At 56.8% G+C, this 16,871-nt stretch carries 18 protein-coding genes; 4 read left to right on the forward strand and 14 right to left on the reverse strand.

Features of this window, described 5'->3' with window-relative positions; genetic code table 11:
• Positions 1-65: 65 nt before the first annotated feature.
• From RBB47_RS30125 to RBB47_RS30155, 7 genes are all read right to left on the reverse strand, one after another.
• Complete coding sequence (locus RBB47_RS30125; protein WP_305989637.1) at positions 66-854, reverse strand: transporter substrate-binding domain-containing protein; 789 nt, start codon at positions 852-854, stop codon at positions 66-68.
• A gap of 48 nt (positions 855-902) precedes the next feature.
• Positions 903-1,601, reverse strand: a complete 699-nt coding sequence (locus RBB47_RS30130; protein WP_305989638.1) for an amino acid ABC transporter permease — start codon at positions 1,599-1,601, stop codon at positions 903-905.
• A complete protein-coding gene (locus RBB47_RS30135) occupies positions 1,598-2,278 on the reverse strand; it encodes an amino acid ABC transporter permease (protein WP_305989639.1) in 681 nt (226 codons plus the stop codon). The genes RBB47_RS30130 and RBB47_RS30135 overlap by 4 nt, the downstream gene beginning before the upstream one ends.
• 274 nt (positions 2,279-2,552) lie before the next feature.
• A complete protein-coding gene (locus tag RBB47_RS30140; protein WP_305989640.1) occupies positions 2,553-3,173 on the reverse strand; it encodes a LysE family translocator in 621 nt (206 codons plus the stop codon).
• 36 nt (positions 3,174-3,209) lie between these two features.
• Complete coding sequence (gene gatB / locus RBB47_RS30145; protein WP_305989641.1) at positions 3,210-4,691, reverse strand: Asp-tRNA(Asn)/Glu-tRNA(Gln) amidotransferase subunit GatB; 1,482 nt, start codon at positions 4,689-4,691, stop codon at positions 3,210-3,212.
• A 166-nt stretch (positions 4,692-4,857) separates the two neighbouring features.
• The gene (locus RBB47_RS30150) at positions 4,858-5,142 is read right to left on the reverse strand and encodes an EscU/YscU/HrcU family type III secretion system export apparatus switch protein (RefSeq protein ID WP_305989642.1); all 285 of its coding nucleotides are present in this window, start codon (positions 5,140-5,142) and stop codon (positions 4,858-4,860) included.
• 9 nt (positions 5,143-5,151) lie between these two features.
• Positions 5,152-7,530 carry a flagellar hook-length control protein FliK gene (locus RBB47_RS30155; protein ID WP_305989643.1) on the reverse strand — a complete coding sequence of 793 codons (2,379 nt, stop codon included), beginning with the start codon at positions 7,528-7,530 and terminating at the stop codon, positions 5,152-5,154.
• A gap of 277 nt (positions 7,531-7,807) precedes the next feature.
• On the opposite strand from RBB47_RS30155, the gene RBB47_RS30160 reads away from it, so the two are divergent.
• Positions 7,808-8,050: a DUF6455 family protein gene (locus RBB47_RS30160; protein ID WP_305989655.1), complete on the forward strand. Its 243-nt coding sequence runs from the start codon at positions 7,808-7,810 to the stop codon at positions 8,048-8,050.
• 21 nt (positions 8,051-8,071) lie between these two features.
• On the opposite strand, the gene RBB47_RS30165 is transcribed toward RBB47_RS30160, so the two are convergent.
• Positions 8,072-8,374 (reverse strand): phosphatidylglycerophosphatase, encoded by a 303-nt coding sequence (locus tag RBB47_RS30165; protein WP_305989644.1) that lies wholly within the window; start codon positions 8,372-8,374, stop codon positions 8,072-8,074.
• An 816-nt stretch (positions 8,375-9,190) separates the two neighbouring features.
• On the opposite strand from RBB47_RS30165, the gene RBB47_RS30170 reads away from it, so the two are divergent.
• On the forward strand, positions 9,191-9,448 hold the full coding sequence (locus RBB47_RS30170) for a YjhX family toxin (protein WP_305989645.1): 258 nt from the start codon (positions 9,191-9,193) through the stop codon (positions 9,446-9,448).
• A 90-nt stretch (positions 9,449-9,538) separates the two neighbouring features.
• Here the strand turns inward: RBB47_RS30170 and soxR are convergent, their stop codons facing one another.
• Entirely contained in the window at positions 9,539-10,021 is a 483-nt protein-coding gene (gene soxR, locus RBB47_RS30175) for a redox-sensitive transcriptional activator SoxR (RefSeq protein WP_305989646.1), read from the reverse strand.
• Positions 10,022-10,121: 100 nt separating this feature from the next.
• Between soxR and RBB47_RS30180 the strand changes: the two genes are divergently transcribed.
• Together RBB47_RS30180 and RBB47_RS30185 are read left to right on the forward strand one after the other, a co-directional pair.
• Positions 10,122-10,511: a VOC family protein gene (locus tag RBB47_RS30180; RefSeq protein WP_305989647.1), complete on the forward strand. Its 390-nt coding sequence runs from the start codon at positions 10,122-10,124 to the stop codon at positions 10,509-10,511.
• A gap of 178 nt (positions 10,512-10,689) precedes the next feature.
• A complete protein-coding gene (locus tag RBB47_RS30185; RefSeq protein ID WP_305989648.1) occupies positions 10,690-11,064 on the forward strand; it encodes a cupin domain-containing protein in 375 nt (124 codons plus the stop codon).
• 83 nt (positions 11,065-11,147) lie between these two features.
• Here the strand turns inward: RBB47_RS30185 and RBB47_RS30190 are convergent, their stop codons facing one another.
• The 5 genes from RBB47_RS30190 to RBB47_RS30210 form a co-directional block, all read right to left on the reverse strand.
• Positions 11,148-12,392 (reverse strand): HlyD family secretion protein, encoded by a 1,245-nt coding sequence (locus tag RBB47_RS30190; RefSeq protein WP_305989649.1) that lies wholly within the window; start codon positions 12,390-12,392, stop codon positions 11,148-11,150.
• Positions 12,393-12,406: 14 nt separating this feature from the next.
• Entirely contained in the window at positions 12,407-12,916 is a 510-nt protein-coding gene (locus tag RBB47_RS30195; protein ID WP_305989650.1) for a hypothetical protein, read from the reverse strand.
• Positions 12,917-13,103: 187 nt separating this feature from the next.
• Positions 13,104-13,871 (reverse strand): SDR family NAD(P)-dependent oxidoreductase, encoded by a 768-nt coding sequence (locus RBB47_RS30200; protein WP_305989651.1) that lies wholly within the window; start codon positions 13,869-13,871, stop codon positions 13,104-13,106.
• A 148-nt stretch (positions 13,872-14,019) separates the two neighbouring features.
• A complete protein-coding gene (locus RBB47_RS30205; RefSeq protein ID WP_305989652.1) occupies positions 14,020-15,378 on the reverse strand; it encodes an adenylate/guanylate cyclase domain-containing protein in 1,359 nt (452 codons plus the stop codon).
• Positions 15,379-15,479: 101 nt separating this feature from the next.
• On the reverse strand, positions 15,480-16,631 hold the full coding sequence (locus RBB47_RS30210) for a helix-turn-helix transcriptional regulator (protein ID WP_305989653.1): 1,152 nt from the start codon (positions 16,629-16,631) through the stop codon (positions 15,480-15,482).
• Between the last annotated feature and the right edge of the window lie 240 nt (positions 16,632-16,871).

The raw sequence follows: 16,871 nt of genomic DNA on the forward strand, positions 1-16,871 counted from the left end.
GCAGGCTGGCTGGAGAGCGCCCTCACCTGATCCAGCGGGGCGCTCACCGTGCTATTCGATCGATCTCAAAGAGCAGGAAGCGGCGGTAACGGTGTCTTCAGCCACTTCTTGGAAAGCTCGTCGAGTTTGCCGTTGAGTTTCTTGTGCAGGACAAACACGTTGACCCATTGCAACAGATCGATGTTGCCCGTCTTCACGCCTATATACGAAGGTGAGTTTGCGATGATGAACTTCGTTTCCAGATTGAAGTCCGGATTGTCGTTGGCAATTCCGAGAGCAACCATGTTTCCGGTCACGATGATATCGGTCTGTCCGGAAACATAAGCCGCGATGGTTGCGGCGTTGTCGCCAAACCTGATGATCTCAGTTCCTTCCGGGGCGTCCTCGGTGATCGCCAGATCCTCAAGCGTTCCGCCCGTCACAGCAATTTTCTTGCCGGCAAAGTCCGCGATGGATGAAACGGACACATCAGGTTTTGCAAATGCACCGGAAAAGAACGGGGCATAAGCGTGCGAGAACCAGATCGATTTGGCCCGCTCCGGATTTGCACCCAGCGTCGAGATCACAAGGTCAACGCGATCGGTTTCAAGAAAAGGAATGCGCTGCTTGGACGTCACCGGGACTAGTTCGAGCTCAACTCCGAGATCTTCGGCAATCATCTTGGCAACGTCGATGTCGTAGCCTTCATATTCGCCGTCAGCCCCCAGAGATCCAAAGGGAGGAAAGTTCTCCGGCGTTGCAATCTTGATTGTTCCGGATTCCAGGATGTCCTTGAGTTCTGCCGTTGCCGGACTGGCAAAGACCAGAGCAGCTGACAGCAGAGCTCCTCCAAGACCTGTAAGTTTCTTCCACATTTCGCAACCCTCCTTCTTGGTTTAAAGCGCGACTTATCATTCAGCGGCCTAATCGCGGGCCGCTGCGGATGCTGATCCGAACCGCTTTTCCAGGCGGCGTGACCAGACGGACAAAGGAAAACAGAGACTGAAATAGATGACCGCCATCAGCGGGAAGATGACAAAAGGCTGTGTGCCCGGTACGGGAGAGTTCGCCCAACGCTTGCCGACAGTCATCAGGTCGTGGAACCCGATGATATAGGCAAGCGACGTTCCCTTGATGATCTGCACCATGAAGCCGATGGTCGGCGCGATTGCCAGGCGTATGGCCTGCGGCAAAATCACAAGCAGCATAATCTGGAAAAGCGTAAGGCCAAGCGCCTTGCCACCCTCATGCTGGCTGGCAGGCACAGCCAGAATGGCACCGCACCAGACTTCCGCCAGATAGGCGCTTGTGTAAAGCGTCAGCGCCAGGCTTGCCGCATGCCACGGGTCGATGCGCACAGAGAGCAGATGCGGCACGCCAAGCCCGAGGAGAAACAAAAGCATCAGCAACGGCACGGACTGAAACAACCAGGTGTAACCCGTTGACAGGCCCATAAGAAATCGCCTGGGCGAAACCCTGGCTACAGTGACGGCGGCAGCAATCGCCCCGCCTCCGACAAATGCAATCAGTGACAGGTAAATTGTAAACTGGGTTGCATCCAAAAGCTGGAAGAGGACAATCCCGAAGGGCTTGCCAAAGACGTCTGCGAAGAGCTCTTTCACCGCACCACCTTCCACTTGAAAAGCCGGTCGTGCAGGAGACGCAGCACGCTTTTGAACATGAGCGACATGGCGAGATAAATCAGTGTCAGGGTGAAAAAGACCTCGAATGAACGGAAGCTGCGGCTGTCGATGAACAATCCCGCCCAGGTCAGATCCGTTACACCGATCTCCGAGATGACGCCTGTCGTCAGGAACAAGAAAATGAACTGGCTGTTGAGCGAGGGATACATGGCCGCAACCGCCTGAGGCAGGCTTACCTTGAAAAAGGTAAGCCATTGCGGAATTCCGAGCGCACTCGCCGCTTCGCCCTGCCCCTTTTCAACCGAAGCAAGGCCGGCGCGGAGAATTTCTGCAAAATAGGCAGAGAAATTGACCGAAAGCGCCAAAAGCGCATGCGCCCAGAAAGGCCACTGGTATCCCAGAAGAAGCGGTAGCCCAAAGGCTATGAAGAACATCTGGACGATCAGAGGCGTATTGCGGATGAACTCGACCCAAGCCGTTGCAAGCTGCATGAGGACAGGAATGCGATAGTGCCTAGCTGCTGCGAGAAACAAGGCAGCAAGAAAGCCAAAGATGCCACCCCCGATGGTCAGCGCACCGCTGACAAGCGCTCCTTGGAATAGAAGCCAGAGATACTCGGGATTTCGATAAATCTCGAAAAATCTCAGATCAGCCACAATGACCGAACCGCTGAATTGACTTTAAACACGGACGCCCCCAGCCCTATTCGTTTGACCAATGAGCTTTGCAACGCTCGTGCCAATACAAAATGGCTCGCATTGAGGGTTTCAGTCCGCTTTTTGGCGGCGTGCAGCTTCGAGCTGCCCACAAAGAAAGCAGTTCGCAAATCAAATAGACAGGACAGGCGCGCAGTGGCTTGCCGACTTACTATCCGAAGTGAGGCGTTCTGGCCCTTCAAATCAGATGATAGTCTTCATCCACGCGGCGTGTTCAGCTGCGATAGGTTGCCAGCTTGTAGGCGGCGAAGGTGAAGAACACCCCAAGGCCGGCTTCAATCCAGCGCCTGCTTCGCCGGTAGAATTCGACGACCGGCTGGGTTGAAAAGGTAATCGCGTAGGCCAGGTGTCCACATAATGACATCAGTGTGCAGCTGGCGATCAGGGTCAGGCCGACCCAAAGCGGCGCGTTCGGACCGAGACCGACACCGACGATTGCGATCCAGTGAAGGGCTGCTTTCGGATTGGTCATTTGAATGGCGAGCCCCTGAAGAAAGAGGCGATTTCCCGTTGCCGCCTTGGCGGCAACCTGTCCCGACGGCGTTGCGGCCGAGCGGAAAGCCCGATAGGCCAGCCACAGGAGATAGAGCGCCCCGGCAATCTTCAACGCGGTGATTGCCTGCGCGTAAGCCGCAATCAGGGCGGTCAACCCTGCCACAGTCAGCGTTGCCCAGATGCCTGAACCAATCCCCACTCCAAGGGCCAGCCTGACACCGGACGTTCGTCCACGCTCCATGGAGGTTCCGATGATGGCGAGAATGTTCGGCCCGATGCTGACGAACCCGACCGAGAATATGCCAAGTGCCAGAAGCAGGCTGGTAACATCCGCGCTCATGTCAGCCTCCGATCAGTCCGCCTTCAATCGTCGGCGTTACTCAAGACCGATCTTCTGTTTCAAAAGATCGTTCACCGCTTGCGGGTTGGCCTTGCCCTTTGAAGCCTTCATTACCTGACCGACGAACCAGCCGACAAGGTTGGGCTTGTCTTTTGCCTGTTCAACCTTGTCCGGGTTGGCCGCGAGTATCTCGTCAACGATCGCTTCGATCGCGCCAAGGTCCGTGACCTGCTTCATGCCACGATCCTCAACGATCTGAGCCGGATCGCCGCCTTCGGTCCAAACAATCTCGAACAGGTCCTTGGCAATCTTGCCGGAGATGGTTCCTGCCTTGATGAGATCGATAATCGCCCCGAGCTGAGCGGCCGAGACCGGGCTTTCAGACAGCTCCTTGCCTTCCTTGTTGAGACGGCCGAACAGCTCGTTGATCACCCAGTTGGCAGAAAGTTTCGCATCACGGCCCTTGGCGACATCCTCGAAGAAATCGGCGGACGCCTTTTCAACAACGAGAATGTCGGCGTCATATGGCGTCAAACCATAGTCGCTGATGAACCTGGCTTTCTTGTCGTCGGGCAGTTCGGGCAGATGACCAGACAGATCGTCGACGAATTCTTGCGTGAATTCCAGCGGCAGCAGGTCCGGATCGGGGAAATAGCGATAATCATGCGCTTCCTCCTTGGAGCGCATGGACCGGGTTTCGCCCTTGACCGCGTCGAAGAGCCTGGTCTCCTGGTCGATCTCGCCGCCGTCTTCCAGGATCGCTACCTGGCGGCGGGCTTCATATTCGATTGCCTGGCCGACAAAACGGATCGAGTTGACGTTCTTGATCTCGCAACGCGTGCCGAAGTCGCCGCCCGGACGGCGGACAGAGACGTTTACATCGGCGCGCATGGACCCCTGATCCATGTTGCCATCGCAAGTTCCGAGATAGCGCAGGATCGTGCGCAGCTTGGTCAGGTAGGCCTTCGCCTCGTCGGAGGACCTGAGGTCGGGTTTGGAGACGATCTCCATCAGGGCAACACCGGACCTGTTCAGATCAACGAAGGACATGGTCGGGTGCTGGTCGTGCAAGGACTTGCCCGCATCCTGTTCCAGATGCAGTCGCTCGACCCCGATCTCGACCTGCTCGTCCGGCATGTCGAGCAGGACTTTGCCCTCTCCGACAATCGGCTGCTTGAACTGGGAGATCTGGTAGCCCTGCGGCAGATCCGGGTAGAAGTAATTCTTGCGGTCGAACACAGACTTCAGATTGATTTCCGCCTTCAGGCCGAGACCCGTGCGGATCGCCTGGCGCACGCATTCCTCGTTGATCACCGGCAGCATCCCGGGCATGGCCGCATCAACCAGGCTGACGTTGCCATTCGGGTCCTTGCCGAATTCGGTCGAGGCGCCGGAAAAGAGCTTGGCTTCGGAAGTCACCTGGGCATGCACTTCCATGCCGATCACGATTTCCCAATCGCCGGTCGCGCCCTTGATGAATTTCTTCGGATCGGGTGTGCGTACGTCGACAATCGTCATGTTCGTCAAAAATCCTGTTCTGTTCGATTTCGCGCGCATCGAAAGCAGCGCATGAGGCATGCTGCGGCGCAAATTTCTAGCCGTTTGATGACCTATTCGGGAATTGGCCCGGCTGCAAGGATTTCCTTGCCAAGAACGGCTTCTTTCACAAAGGAGAAGAAGCGTTTCAGTCAGGACGCGGGTTTTGCGCCTGTCCTGTGCGCATGATGAAACCGATCAAAACGGCAACAGCCTGGTAGAGTTCAACAGGGATTTCCTGGTCGATCTCGATCTGCGACAAAGCCTCCGCCATCATGGGGTTCTGTTCAATCGGAACGCCGGCTTCCTCTGCCAGTCTTTCGATCTGTTCCGCAATCGAACCCGCTCCCTTTGCGGTGACAACAGGCGCGCCGTCGTTTTCGTATTTCAGCGCGACTGCCAGCTTCTTGTCCGGGGTTTCCTTCGGGCTCATTGACGTATCCTATGATTGCCGGTCGACCAGAGAACCGAATTTCACCGTTGTTCCTTGCGGCAAGCCACGGACAAGCCGCAACTCCTGCAGATCAAGACCGGCATCGGCAAACGCAGCTTCCATCGTCTCACGCATCGCATTCAACCCGTCAAACGTGCCCTTGCGATCCACCCAGAGGCTGACAAATGTCCCCCCGCCGCGAAGGCTAACCGCCGCTTCCAGCGGACCGGTTGCCGTCAGGTCCAGGGCGAACCGCAAGCGCCAGGCAGGCTCCGCATCGTCGTTGTCACCCTGTCCTTCGCGGTCCCGGCCGATCTGCATCTGCATCACGCCGGTCTCCTGACCGACCGAGAGCGGAAGTTCCAGAACCAGATCCAGCGGGCGGCCTGCGCTCAATGAGCGTTCGTCACCCGCAAGTCCGGAATTGACAAGCTGTGTCATGCGAACCCGGGCAAGTGCAGCGTCGGTTGCTTTCTGCAGAGCCTGAAGGTTTTCAGGAGCATTGCCGGTCCAAAAACCGCTGCCGGTCTGCTGAGCCTGCCCCTGCGGAGAGCCTTGTCTCGATGGAGCTGGTGGCTGGTTTGCCGGGCGCGATATCTGGGCCTCAGCTCCAAATTGCCGAAGGATCGATTTGAAGGAAAGAAGGACGGATTTCAGGTCGCTTTGCACGAGCGGCGCACCAGACCGAGGGGCTGACAATTGCGCTTCCCGGAATTGCCCCGACGCGCGCACGGCCTGTTGAATGTCTGTACCAGTCGGGCTTTGCGCCGTACTTAACCGCAACCCGAGGATCTGCTGCATGGCCTTTGTCACCGGATCCGGCAACGACACCTGACCGGACGCCTGAGCCGACATCAAGGCGCTGATCTGCCCAAAAAGGCTACCCAAGCCGGCCTGCTGCTCTCCAAGCACCGGGAGCACCTGTCGGGCAATCTGCTTTGCCGGTGTCTGCTCCAAAGACGCACCGGCTCCGCCGCCAGGTGTCGTTGCAGCTTGAGACGCAGATCCAGGACCAGGCCCCGCTGGTCGATAGGCCACACTGTGAGCTGATCGCCCGCTGTGTTCGGCGTAAAGGGAAGATTGCAAGAGTGTTCCTGACACGACCGCATTTGACGTCACAAGGGGAGCCGGTGCCGGGGTCGTGGGGGCAATTGTGCCTGAAACGCCAGGGGAACCCGGCTTCGCAATGCTGCCGCTTGCAGCCCCTGTGCTCTGCCCTGATGTATTGACCGGTGCCTGAGATACTGGTGACTGAGATGCCGGTGCCTGAGACGATTGAGCCTGAGGGGCCGGATTTGAACTGGCTGCACTTGTGCCAGTCACTCCGCTTCCCACTTGCACAGGCGGTTGCCCTTGCAAGGTGGATGTTGGAAGTGGAGAAGGCGTCGATAGATTTCCGCCTGGAGGCGCCGGCGGTCCGGCCTGGAAGGTTCCGGTCTGTGGACTGCCGACGGAGGGTGGCTGAGCAGGCGTTTGAACACCTGTTGCGCTTGTGGGCGGACGCAAGGACGTATTCGCAGGAGAAGATATTTCGATGCCGGATGCCGGTGCAGACACACCTGGTGCGGCCGTGCTTGTTGCGCTGCTTGAAACAGGAGGGCCCGCGGCTGCCGCGATTGATCCGCCAGGCGTTCCGGAACTTGGCACCGGCGGCAGAGCACCACTTCCCCTTGCGTTGGGGGCTGGCAGGGCTACTTCGGGCCGCCCGCCCGAATTGGACACCGGTCGATCGATCAGCGAGGCCTGTGGCTTGCTTGCAGGGCCCGAAAGAGGTGGTAACGCAACTGGTCCACTCACCTTCCCTTCACCTTTGCCGACGACGCCCGATTGCGCATTCCCTTGCGGGCCAAGAGGTGTTGAAATGTTCGATTGCGGCGCAGGCGCAGTCGGTGCCGTGGCCTGAGGAGCGCTCGCGGCCGTTGGTCTGGATGTCGTGGCGATCTCGGCAGATTTTGGCAAGGTCGCTTGAAGGGACGCTTCAGAAACCTGCAAGGACTGCGCTGGAGACGGCGCAGCTGTGATCGATCCAGTGATCGTTGCCGCTTGCACGGAACTGCTTGGGGCCCCTGCCGGGACCGAAGTGTTCTGGCCGCCTTGCGACTGTGCTTGAGGGATCGGAGCCCCCTGCGTCGCAGGTTTCGCCAGCGTGATCTGAACAGCAGGTTGCTGCCGGCTGCCAGACACCGTAACGGTGACCTCGCTGCCGACCGGCAACGGTGCCTGGATACGCAAGTCGAGTTTCGTTTGCGACGTTTCAAGACGCACGACGCCACCCGGCAGATTGGCTTCTACCTTGGCCTTGAATTCCGTGCCGGGTTCCAGTTTCTGCTGCGATACAACCGCGACTGAGCTCTGCGAAACCGGTTGTGCGCTGATTGTCTCGACCATCTCGCCGCCTCCGGGGCAAACCCTTGCCTCGCCTTGTCGCTTCACCCCGTTCAACGGGTGCGCTTGTCACCAGGCAATCCAAGAATCATAGGAAGACAGTATGGCCGGTTTCTTAACCCGCGCACAGAGTTGACCCTGATCAATGCCGATCGGCAGAATTTTGCACATGCTGCTGGACAACATGACTGCCGAAGCCCACCCGGCAAACCTCTTCTGTGGGCCGACCTGATGCTGATTTCAAAATCAAGCTTGCAGAAGGAGAAACGGCGTGAACTGGATGGACCGCCTCAATGAACGCGCCGAGCTGATGGGCAAGATGCTTGACACTATCGGCGCGATGAACAATATGCCGGCCGGCATACAATCCGATGCGGCCTTGCGTTCCGCAGCGGTGCGCTGCATTAACTGCCGAAATACAGAAGCCTGCCGTGAGTGGCTTGCAGATCATCCGGAAGGTGCCGCACAACCCATGAAAGGCTGCCCGAACGCAGACCTTTTCAGCAGTTGGCTGGACGACTGACCGGTAAACCGGATTTCAACATCAAGTTCGATTGCGCCGGCGGCTTAGCCAAAAAGCGACGCTACCGGCGAGCGCTCCCCCGACAAAACGAAATGGAAACATTGCCAGTGCCCCCGCATCCTGCGAGATCGGCTGGGGCAATTGCAGCATTCCGACTGCAGCTTCAAGTATCAGCGAGAGCGCTGCCGCCGCAAAGCCGGCAATCCAGAGCTTTCGTGCCTCATCTGCTCGCCATCCAAGATAAGCACCGATAAGAAGTGCAAACGGATTTAGAAGCCCGGACAGGCCAAACAGGTCAAACCAAGTGTCAGAGAAGGTTGTCATTCTCCCCTCATATCCTTGTGCTTCTCTAAAAGCGAGCTAATTTCCGGCACGCACGAAAGCAATAACCGATTCAAGTTTTTTCTAAACGGTCAAAATAAATTTTGCTATTCGGTCAAATAAAAAAGTCGCATTTTTTCCAATAAAGGTCGTTTATTGCACAGCAACAAACGTCACTGCATCGACGCGGAAATTCACAAGGCAAAATATTGCGTGTTTTGCTTTTCCAGAACTTATGCTATCTTAGATTCAGAGTTGATTTTTATCTCCGATCGCTTTCGGTCGCTTGTTCTATTCAAAAAGTATTTAACCCATGACTTATGCCTCACCTATTTCAACCGACGATCCCACAATAGAAGCATTGGGCAAGTCTGATCGCAGGCTTGCGATCTTGTGTGGGCATTGCGGCCGGTTCCGTTACATGAAGGGATCCAGGTTCTCTCAGGACCAGAAGGTCTCGGCAATCAGCGATTCTCTCTCCTGCAGGGCGTGCGGTTCGAAGGACGTTACGGCAATGGCCGTTTCGCGTAATCCGGAAAACGGCTACTGGCCAGCCGAGCGCAGCTAAAGCGCTTTCGATACAATTCTGCAACATCCAGTCAAATTCGGCCGACTTCACTTTCGTCGCGCCTGCGATTGCTTGCCCCGCTCCTCATGGCGTGGTAACCGCGCCTCATCCAGGTTGAGAGGGTTTATGTCCGGATCAAGAGAGTCCCGGTAATCCCCGGCTGAAGTCGGCCGGGTAATGCACACCAGCGCTGCATGCGACCTGCTGCAGTGACTGCTCGATTGCATTCAAATTCAGGCTCTCACACATCAATGGACATTTCAAAAGCCGAGCAGCGGGTCTTGCACCTGCTGGCGCAAGGCGGTTGCATCCTGGTTGAAAAGGATGAATGCGGCCGCATCGTCAAACAGGAAACCGTGACACGGGATGGCTGGTATTGGGGCGGCTGCTCACTGCGGCTGTTTCGGAAACTCAAATACAAGCGACTGATTGCGTCCAGAAACAGCGGCCCTTACAGGATCACCCAGTTGGGCCTGAAACGGGTTCGCGCTCAGCACGACAATCGTTGAGCCCGACAGATCAATTCCTGACAAAAAGACTCAAACCACGACCCAAAGCGCGCCGGTTCCGGCGCGCTTTGAACTCCCGGCGCCACTCGCTCAACGTCTGCCCGAAATGTCCGGCTCGTCAATCTCGGGACTGTCCCCGAGTAGATAGCGTGGGCCACGCCCGTGCCGGGATGCCGCGTCACCTGCATTGTAGAGTTGACAGGACTTCATGGAGAGGCAACCGCAGCCGATACAGGAGTCCAGCTTGTCCCTCAGCGCGCTCATCCGCTCTATGCGCTCGTCAAGGTGCTTGCGGAACTCGCGGCTGATACGTGTCCAGTCCGACTTGTTCGGAGCCCGGCCTTCCGGCAACCGCGCCAGCTGCGCAGCAATATCCGAAATCGTGAAACCGAACTCCTGAGCCACAAGGACAAATGAAAGGCGGCGAATGTCTGCCCGCATAAAACGCCGTTGCCCTCCTCGATTTCTCAGCGGGTGAACGAGGCCCTTTTCCTCGTAAAAGCGGATGGCGGATACGGTGAGACCCGTGCGTTCAGCCAACTCGCCAATGGACAGGAGATCGCTGCCCTTCATAACCTTCTTCAAAATAATTTCTTTTCCCTCTTGACCTCAAGTTTACTTGAGGAAGTATCTCAAGTGTCCAGAAAGAGTCAAACCTTGAAAGGACACCGAAATGAGCACCCCATTTCTGGAACATGTGAACGTGACCGTCACCGATCCTGCGAAAATGGCAGAACGCCTGGCAGACTGGTTCGGCTGGCATGTACGCTGGAAGGGCGCGGCTCTTGGCGGCGGAATGACCTACCACATCGGCAATGAGACAAGCTATATTGCCGCCTATAGCCCACCGCAGGATACGACGCCGGTCCCGGGCGAACGTTACGACCATCACGGCGGTCTCAATCATATCGCCGTCGTCGTGGACGACCTTGACGCCACTGAAGATCGCATCAAGGCCAGCGGCTTCAAGACCCATAATCATCAGGACTATGAACCAGGGCGCAGGTTCTATTTCTACGATGACGACGGTATCGAGTTCGAAATCGTCAGTTACGCCGACTAAGCCGCTTCTATCGTCCCAGATGCTGGAGTTTGACCAGGGCTCCAGGGCTGTGCCGCAAGCGGGTCGTGTGTGTCTTACCAGGCGGTACAGCCACCACGGCCCGACTTCGGTTTTTCTTTTGAAACAGTTACGTTCAAAGAACGCCTACCTTCGTGGCGGGATGTAACTGGAGATATGAATGAAACTGGTTCGGAATGAAGATGTCAGTTGGATTGAGGGTGAAGGGTACAGAAAGAAAATCCTTCTTCGCGGCCAGGACGTAAATCAGGACGGCGGCTTGGTACAGCTGGTCGAAATCGCCCCTCATACCGAGGTAAAGGCGCATTATCACAAGTCCTGCACGGAGGTTTTTCATGTTCTTTCGGGCAAAGGAGCATTCACTATCGACGGCGAACGGATCGATCTTGCGCCTGGACAGACGCTGACTTGTGAACCACTGGAAGTTCACAGCACCGAAAACCCTTTTGATCTCCCGTTCACCTACATCGTTTTCAAGACAAATGCCGTCGAAAACGACCTGTTTTGGTGTGACCGCCTGGCTACCGACTCATAGAGCCTCTTTTGAAGAAAACACCAAGCGGCCTAACGCTGCGTGCGCACGCATCTTTGCACTCTGGTTTGGGTTGAGCCGTTACCCTAGTGCCCGGAGAGTACGAGCGCCGTGATCGGATATCTGAGCGCCTGACCGCGGATCATGATCGCGTGGACGATACCCACCGTGTCGACGACATGAAGAAAGACGAATTGTCCGGTACTCAGATCTTCATCCGACGTCAGGCGTTCGTGATTGCTGGTGTAGGCGTTCACCGAGCAGCTGGCACCAGGCGGCAGCTTGTCGAGCCCGCCTTCGTACAATGGCTCCAGGATTGCCGTTACCGAACCTTGTTTGCCTGATGTCTGCGCCGTATCGAACAGTTGGCTCCCGGCGGTGACCTGCCCCGAGGCGATGACATTCTGTACGTCTGTAACCACCAGTGGAATGATCGTGAAAGGTATCGAGGGACAAAACGCTTCCGCAACCATGCCCGGTTTCATCACCTGGGCCTCGATCTGGCTGAAGCCGGCTACGATGCGTTCGCGCTGCGAGTCGGCGGGGATCAGCACTCCGGCGGGGCGCATGAGCGGATTGACGATATCTCCGGGACGCAGGACAAACTGGCTCACCGTGCCGTCGACGCCCGCATAGACGGTCATCTTGGACAGTTCGACCTCCGCCTCCTGCTCGCGCGCACGCGCGCTTTCCAGCGACGCCGGCAATGCCACGTTGATCTTGGTCTCAACCAGTTCCTTGTTCGCTTCTGCAGCCGAGAGGGCGCCCTGGGCTGCATCCACTGTCGTCTGCAACGTTTCTATTTCCCGCTCGCTGACGACGTTGGAGTTGCGATCAAACAGTTCCTGCTTGGTATCAAGTTCGTCCTGCGCCTGCTGCAGGGCCGCCTGCGCCTGCTCCACCTGTGCGGATGCAACGGCAAGTTCACCCTGCGCCAGCGCAATCTCGCCCTCGATCTCGGCAATTTGCTGTTTGGCGGTTGTGACGTCGGCTTCCTGACGGCTGCTGTCCAGCTTGAAGAGCGGGTCTCCCGCCTTGACTTCGGTATCGAGTGCCAGGGGGATGAAGACTTCTTCGACCCTGCCCGATCCCTCAGGCAGAATGGGGAGCACCCGAAACGTCGAAACCGCACTTGTCGACGAAGGATGGAAGTAGAAGATCAGCGTGATCAGGGATATCGTCAGCATCAGGCAGGAAACGATGCCGTAGCGCAGCTCGTACCAGACCGAGTAGAGCGTGATCTCGTGACCGATGCGCTTGCCCTGCACATAGCGACGGAAAAGATAGTCCGGCAGGATCGTGATCATGGAGCAGAAAAGGGTCTCAAACACTTGTCCTGCCCCCCTTACACTTTTGCCGAACCGGCGGCAGACGCGCCGGGTTGATCGGCAGCGTCTCCTGCGGCTTCCAGCGCATCCGTCTGGATTTCAGGCGCCGGTTCCGGTTCGACGACCGGATCGACCTCTGCAAACCCATCGTCAGTTTCATCTGAAGGGCCCGATTTGCCGTCGAATTTTTTCGCAATTCGGCTGGCCGAATTGGCGATTGTCTCAAGCGGCGACATGAAGTCAGGCAACTGAATGAATGCCAGAACGAGCGCTGCCACCCAGAAGATCTGATTGTGCGTAAACAACGCAAGAAGCCCCAGCACCGCGACAAGTTCGAACTGGATGCGGCCATGCTTGTGGGCAAGTCGTTCGGGAAGCGAATGAAGGTAGAGGTAAAATGTTCCAAGGAGCAGAACGATAACGATGAGGGCAATCAGCACCGTCAACATCATCTGGTCGCTGCCATCGGCCTTTGGGATAAAAAAGGGCAAATGATGAGGCGCAAGTTCGTGCATTGTCTCAGTCATTTCTTAAATCCGTAAAAGAAACTTGGTGCAGACAACCTGTTCCAGGATCTACCCCGCGTCAAACAAAAAGCATTCCGCTACGCAACTTGAGACGCTGATACGCTGTACTTATTCAGAGGATTTGCGCATCGCGTCCGGCGCGCATTGTTGCGTGGCTCGGACGCTCTTGTTTCAGCGGCCGACACCGTCAGCGCGGCGCCATGCGGATTGCACCATCGAGACGGATGGTTTCACCGTTCAGCATGTCATTTTCGCAGATTGCCCTGACCAGTTGGGCATATTCCTTCGCGCGGCCGAGCCTTGAGGGAAACGGGACCTGTTGTCCAAGCGAGTCCTGCACCTCCTGTGACAATCCGAGAAGCATCGGTGTTTCAAAAATGCCCGGCGCAATTGTCATGACCCGAATGCCCGATTTCGAAAGATCCCTTGCAACAGGAAGTGTCATGCCCGCGACACCCGCTTTTGATGCGGCATAAGCCACCTGCCCGACCTGCCCGTCGAACGCTGCGACAGACGCCGTTGAAACGATCACACCGCGCCCGCCATCGGCGGTAACCGGATCGAGCGCAGACATGCCCGTTGCCGCTATGGAGAGGCAGCGAAAGGAGCCGATCAGGTTAACGGAAATGACTTTTTCGAACATGTCGATCGGGTGAGGTTCGCCGCGCGAGGTGGTCTTGGCGACTGGCGCAATACCGGCACAATTGACCAGGATCCTCTCGTTTCCGTTTGCAGCGCGCGCCTGTTCGAAGCCCGCCTCAACACTGGACTGGTCAGTTACGTCCACTTCCGCAAATGTGCCGCCAATCTCGAACGCGAGGTCCTTGCCCTGGTCCACATTGCGGTCGAAGACCGTGACACGGACGCCTTCTTCCGCCAGCACTCTGGCAGTTGCCGCGCCAAGACCGGAGGCGCCGCCGGTCACAATCGCCGACAAAGTCGAGTCCAGTTTCAATCGAACCTCCTTCTTATATCAAAATACTGATATATATATGTTATTTTTGATAGTTTGACGATTACGTCAAATCTAGCGCAAAGTGACGGAGAAAAACGCCGCGGTCAAGGCCTTTCAGCAGCATCGAAGGTATGCGGCAGGCCGGTCCCTACTGTTCAGCCAGAACAACCAGATCCACGGGCCGGTGCATGCCCGCAATCTCCACACGCGGCCGTGCTTCTGCACGGGTTGCCCGGTATCCCTGCGTGCGGGCGAGGTCCCAGGTGACCTTGTCAGTCAGGGACGCCGATCTTTGTGCCTTGTTCGCGTCCTCAAGCTTCGCCGCGCGGTTGACTGCGTCGCCAATCACGGTGAATTCGAGCCTGGTTTTTGATCCAATGACGCCAACAGTCACCGTGCCTGCGGCAACGGCTGTGCCAATACGCAATCGGCCCGGCCATCCTGCTGACCTGAAACGATCCTGCTCGTTGTTGACGGTTTCAACGAGGCGCTCGGCTGCTCTGAGAGCGTCCGCTGCATAAGTCTCGGAAGGATGAACCGCACCGAACGTCGCGAGGATGCCGTCTCCGAGAAACTTGTCGACGCGGCCCCCTTCCTGATTGATGACTTCAACGGCAAGGTTCTGATATTCGGCCAGGATGGCCAGCACGGCTTCCGGTGCAAGTGTGGCCGAGGTCGAGGTAAAGGACCTGATGTCGGCATAAAGGATCGCCGCATCGCGAAGGCTTCCCTCGCCGGCCTGAAGAGCCGTGTGGGAATCCGTAATGGAGGCAGCAACTTCGGGCGCGAAAAAGCGGCGCAGATCCTTCGCCGCCGCCTGTTCCCGCGTTGCCTCGAACAACATCGACCGGCCCCTGTAGAGCGCGACCGACAAGATGATCGTCACCGCGAATATGACCATGGTCTTGTCGAGTTCAGCGCCAATCAGGATCGAGTTCCCAGTCAGGTACTCAACATAGTTGCGCGTGACGCGCATGGAGTCCATGTCTGCGAAAGCCGCGTAGAAGACCAGCCCAAGCCATCCGGCCACCGCAACCATGCCGGTTGTGAGGACAAAGCGCGGATCGAACCGCAACGCCCTGAGGCCAATGAAAATGAACACATACATCAGGGTCGGCGTCTTCAGATAGAACGCCGGGTGCTGGTCGTACTGGATGTGAAACGAGAAAATCAGCCCGACTAGCAGCGCCATATCCACGCCAATCGAGATCAGCAAATACCATTGGGGCAGCTCGAACCGGTAGGCAAGCACCAGACGCGTGACAGTAAACAAGAAATAGGCACCAAGCGCGATCGGCACGAAGTTGAAACCCGAGCTGCCTTCCGCCCTGGGCGCGATCAGATAGAGCGTTGAGAAAAACAGGACGAGGCCCAGTTGCACCCAGCTTATCAGGCGTTCAGACGATGCTTCGCGCGCGCGGATCTCCGCACGGACACGATCAGGTATCCCGGATTCCGGCGGCCCGCCGCGGATAATGTACAAAATTGCCTGCGAAATTGAGCTCATGTCGTTCCAGCTTCTCAAAGGTGACCGGAGTGTCACCCTTTGGCGGGCATTTCGCAATAAGGTACGCGGGAATGTGACTCGACGTGAAGGGAAGGCGAAATCTACCAGCCACCCGTCATGCGCAGCTGCTCAGCTTTCTGCACAAGTTCGCTTTGCCGGTGGCAACCGACTTTCGACATGGCCGACTTGATCTGGTTGCGTACAGTGTGAATGCTGACCTGCCGCTCTTCGGCGATTTCTGCAGGCTTATGTCCTTCTGCAAGCAGCAGGACCGACCTCGCCTCCGCCTTGCTCAACCCAAGCGATTTCCGAAGTTCTTTCTCAAGCGTTCTGGTGTCGCTGACAGGCTTTATCGCCACAAGGGTCGCGGCAATGGACTTGTCCCACAGAAGGCCAAAGGGAGAGCGGTCGAGATCGGAAAGGCGCATGCCTATGGTCCGGCAAATCCAGTCCTGTCCGCTCTTGTCGCTGAACCGGATGTTCTTAAATGCGGTCGAATTTCCGTTGGCTTGCGAGCGAACGGCGCCGGCAAGTTGTCCATGCACCTGTTCAGACAGGAACCGCAGGCGGCGATCGAAGCTCGTCCCGACAAGTGATCCATTGCCGATCAGCTTGTCGGCTTCCGCGCAGGTGTGATGGATCTTCATGTCCGCATCGACTAGAAAAAGTGTAGTGCCAACACCAAGCAAGTGACGTTCCGCAGCCCATTTCTCAAAGTTCAATCCCATGATCATGCGATTGATTTCGAGGGACTGGCGAATGATCGGAGCCAGATTGACGCAAAGCTCGAGCCACCTGTGCTCGAATTCTTCCCGATCCCTTGCGCGGAGATTTCCTCCAATCAGGAACATCCGGTCCGCATCGTGTGCAACCATGGCACCGCCGCCTGCATTGATGTCTTCCATCGGCAGGAGCAGATCGGAATAAAACTGAGTCTTTTTCAAAGCCTCGCGATCGCAAAGTTCATCTGCGGAGATCGATTGTCCGACGCCGCATTTCGCGAATTTTGCCGCATAAGGATTCTTGTCCGCGTATTGCTCGTGATAGAGATCGAGGATTGCGGGATCCCACCCGCCAGCAAAGGCGAGCGGTGCGGCATTGGTTAATTGATCAAATCCAATGAGTTGGGTGCAGACGTGCGTGCCGAGTGCAACACTCAGCGCATCCAGGAAGTCCTGCCATCTGAGCGGATCCATGGCAGCCGCAACGGCCAGGTTTGACAGTTGAAGATATTTTTCTGCAGTTACGACCACTCATCCCCCCTGTGGTCCCGGTCCTCACTCGTGAGCAACGAAAAAATACAACCGCGGCTCAACCAATAATTTATATTCAGGCATAGTCCAATTGGACCATGCAAGTAATGCATACATCTAGTAAACAACTATTGATCGTAGAGATCGGTTCGACGCGACGGCCATTCGAGTGGCTCGAATTGAATTCCGGATGCAACATAGGAATTCCCGCATTCCTGCATTCGGCACGCGGTCAATTTT

This window comes from Roseibium sp. MMSF_3544, assembly GCF_030732845.1.
Lineage (GTDB): Bacteria > Pseudomonadota > Alphaproteobacteria > Rhizobiales > Stappiaceae > Roseibium.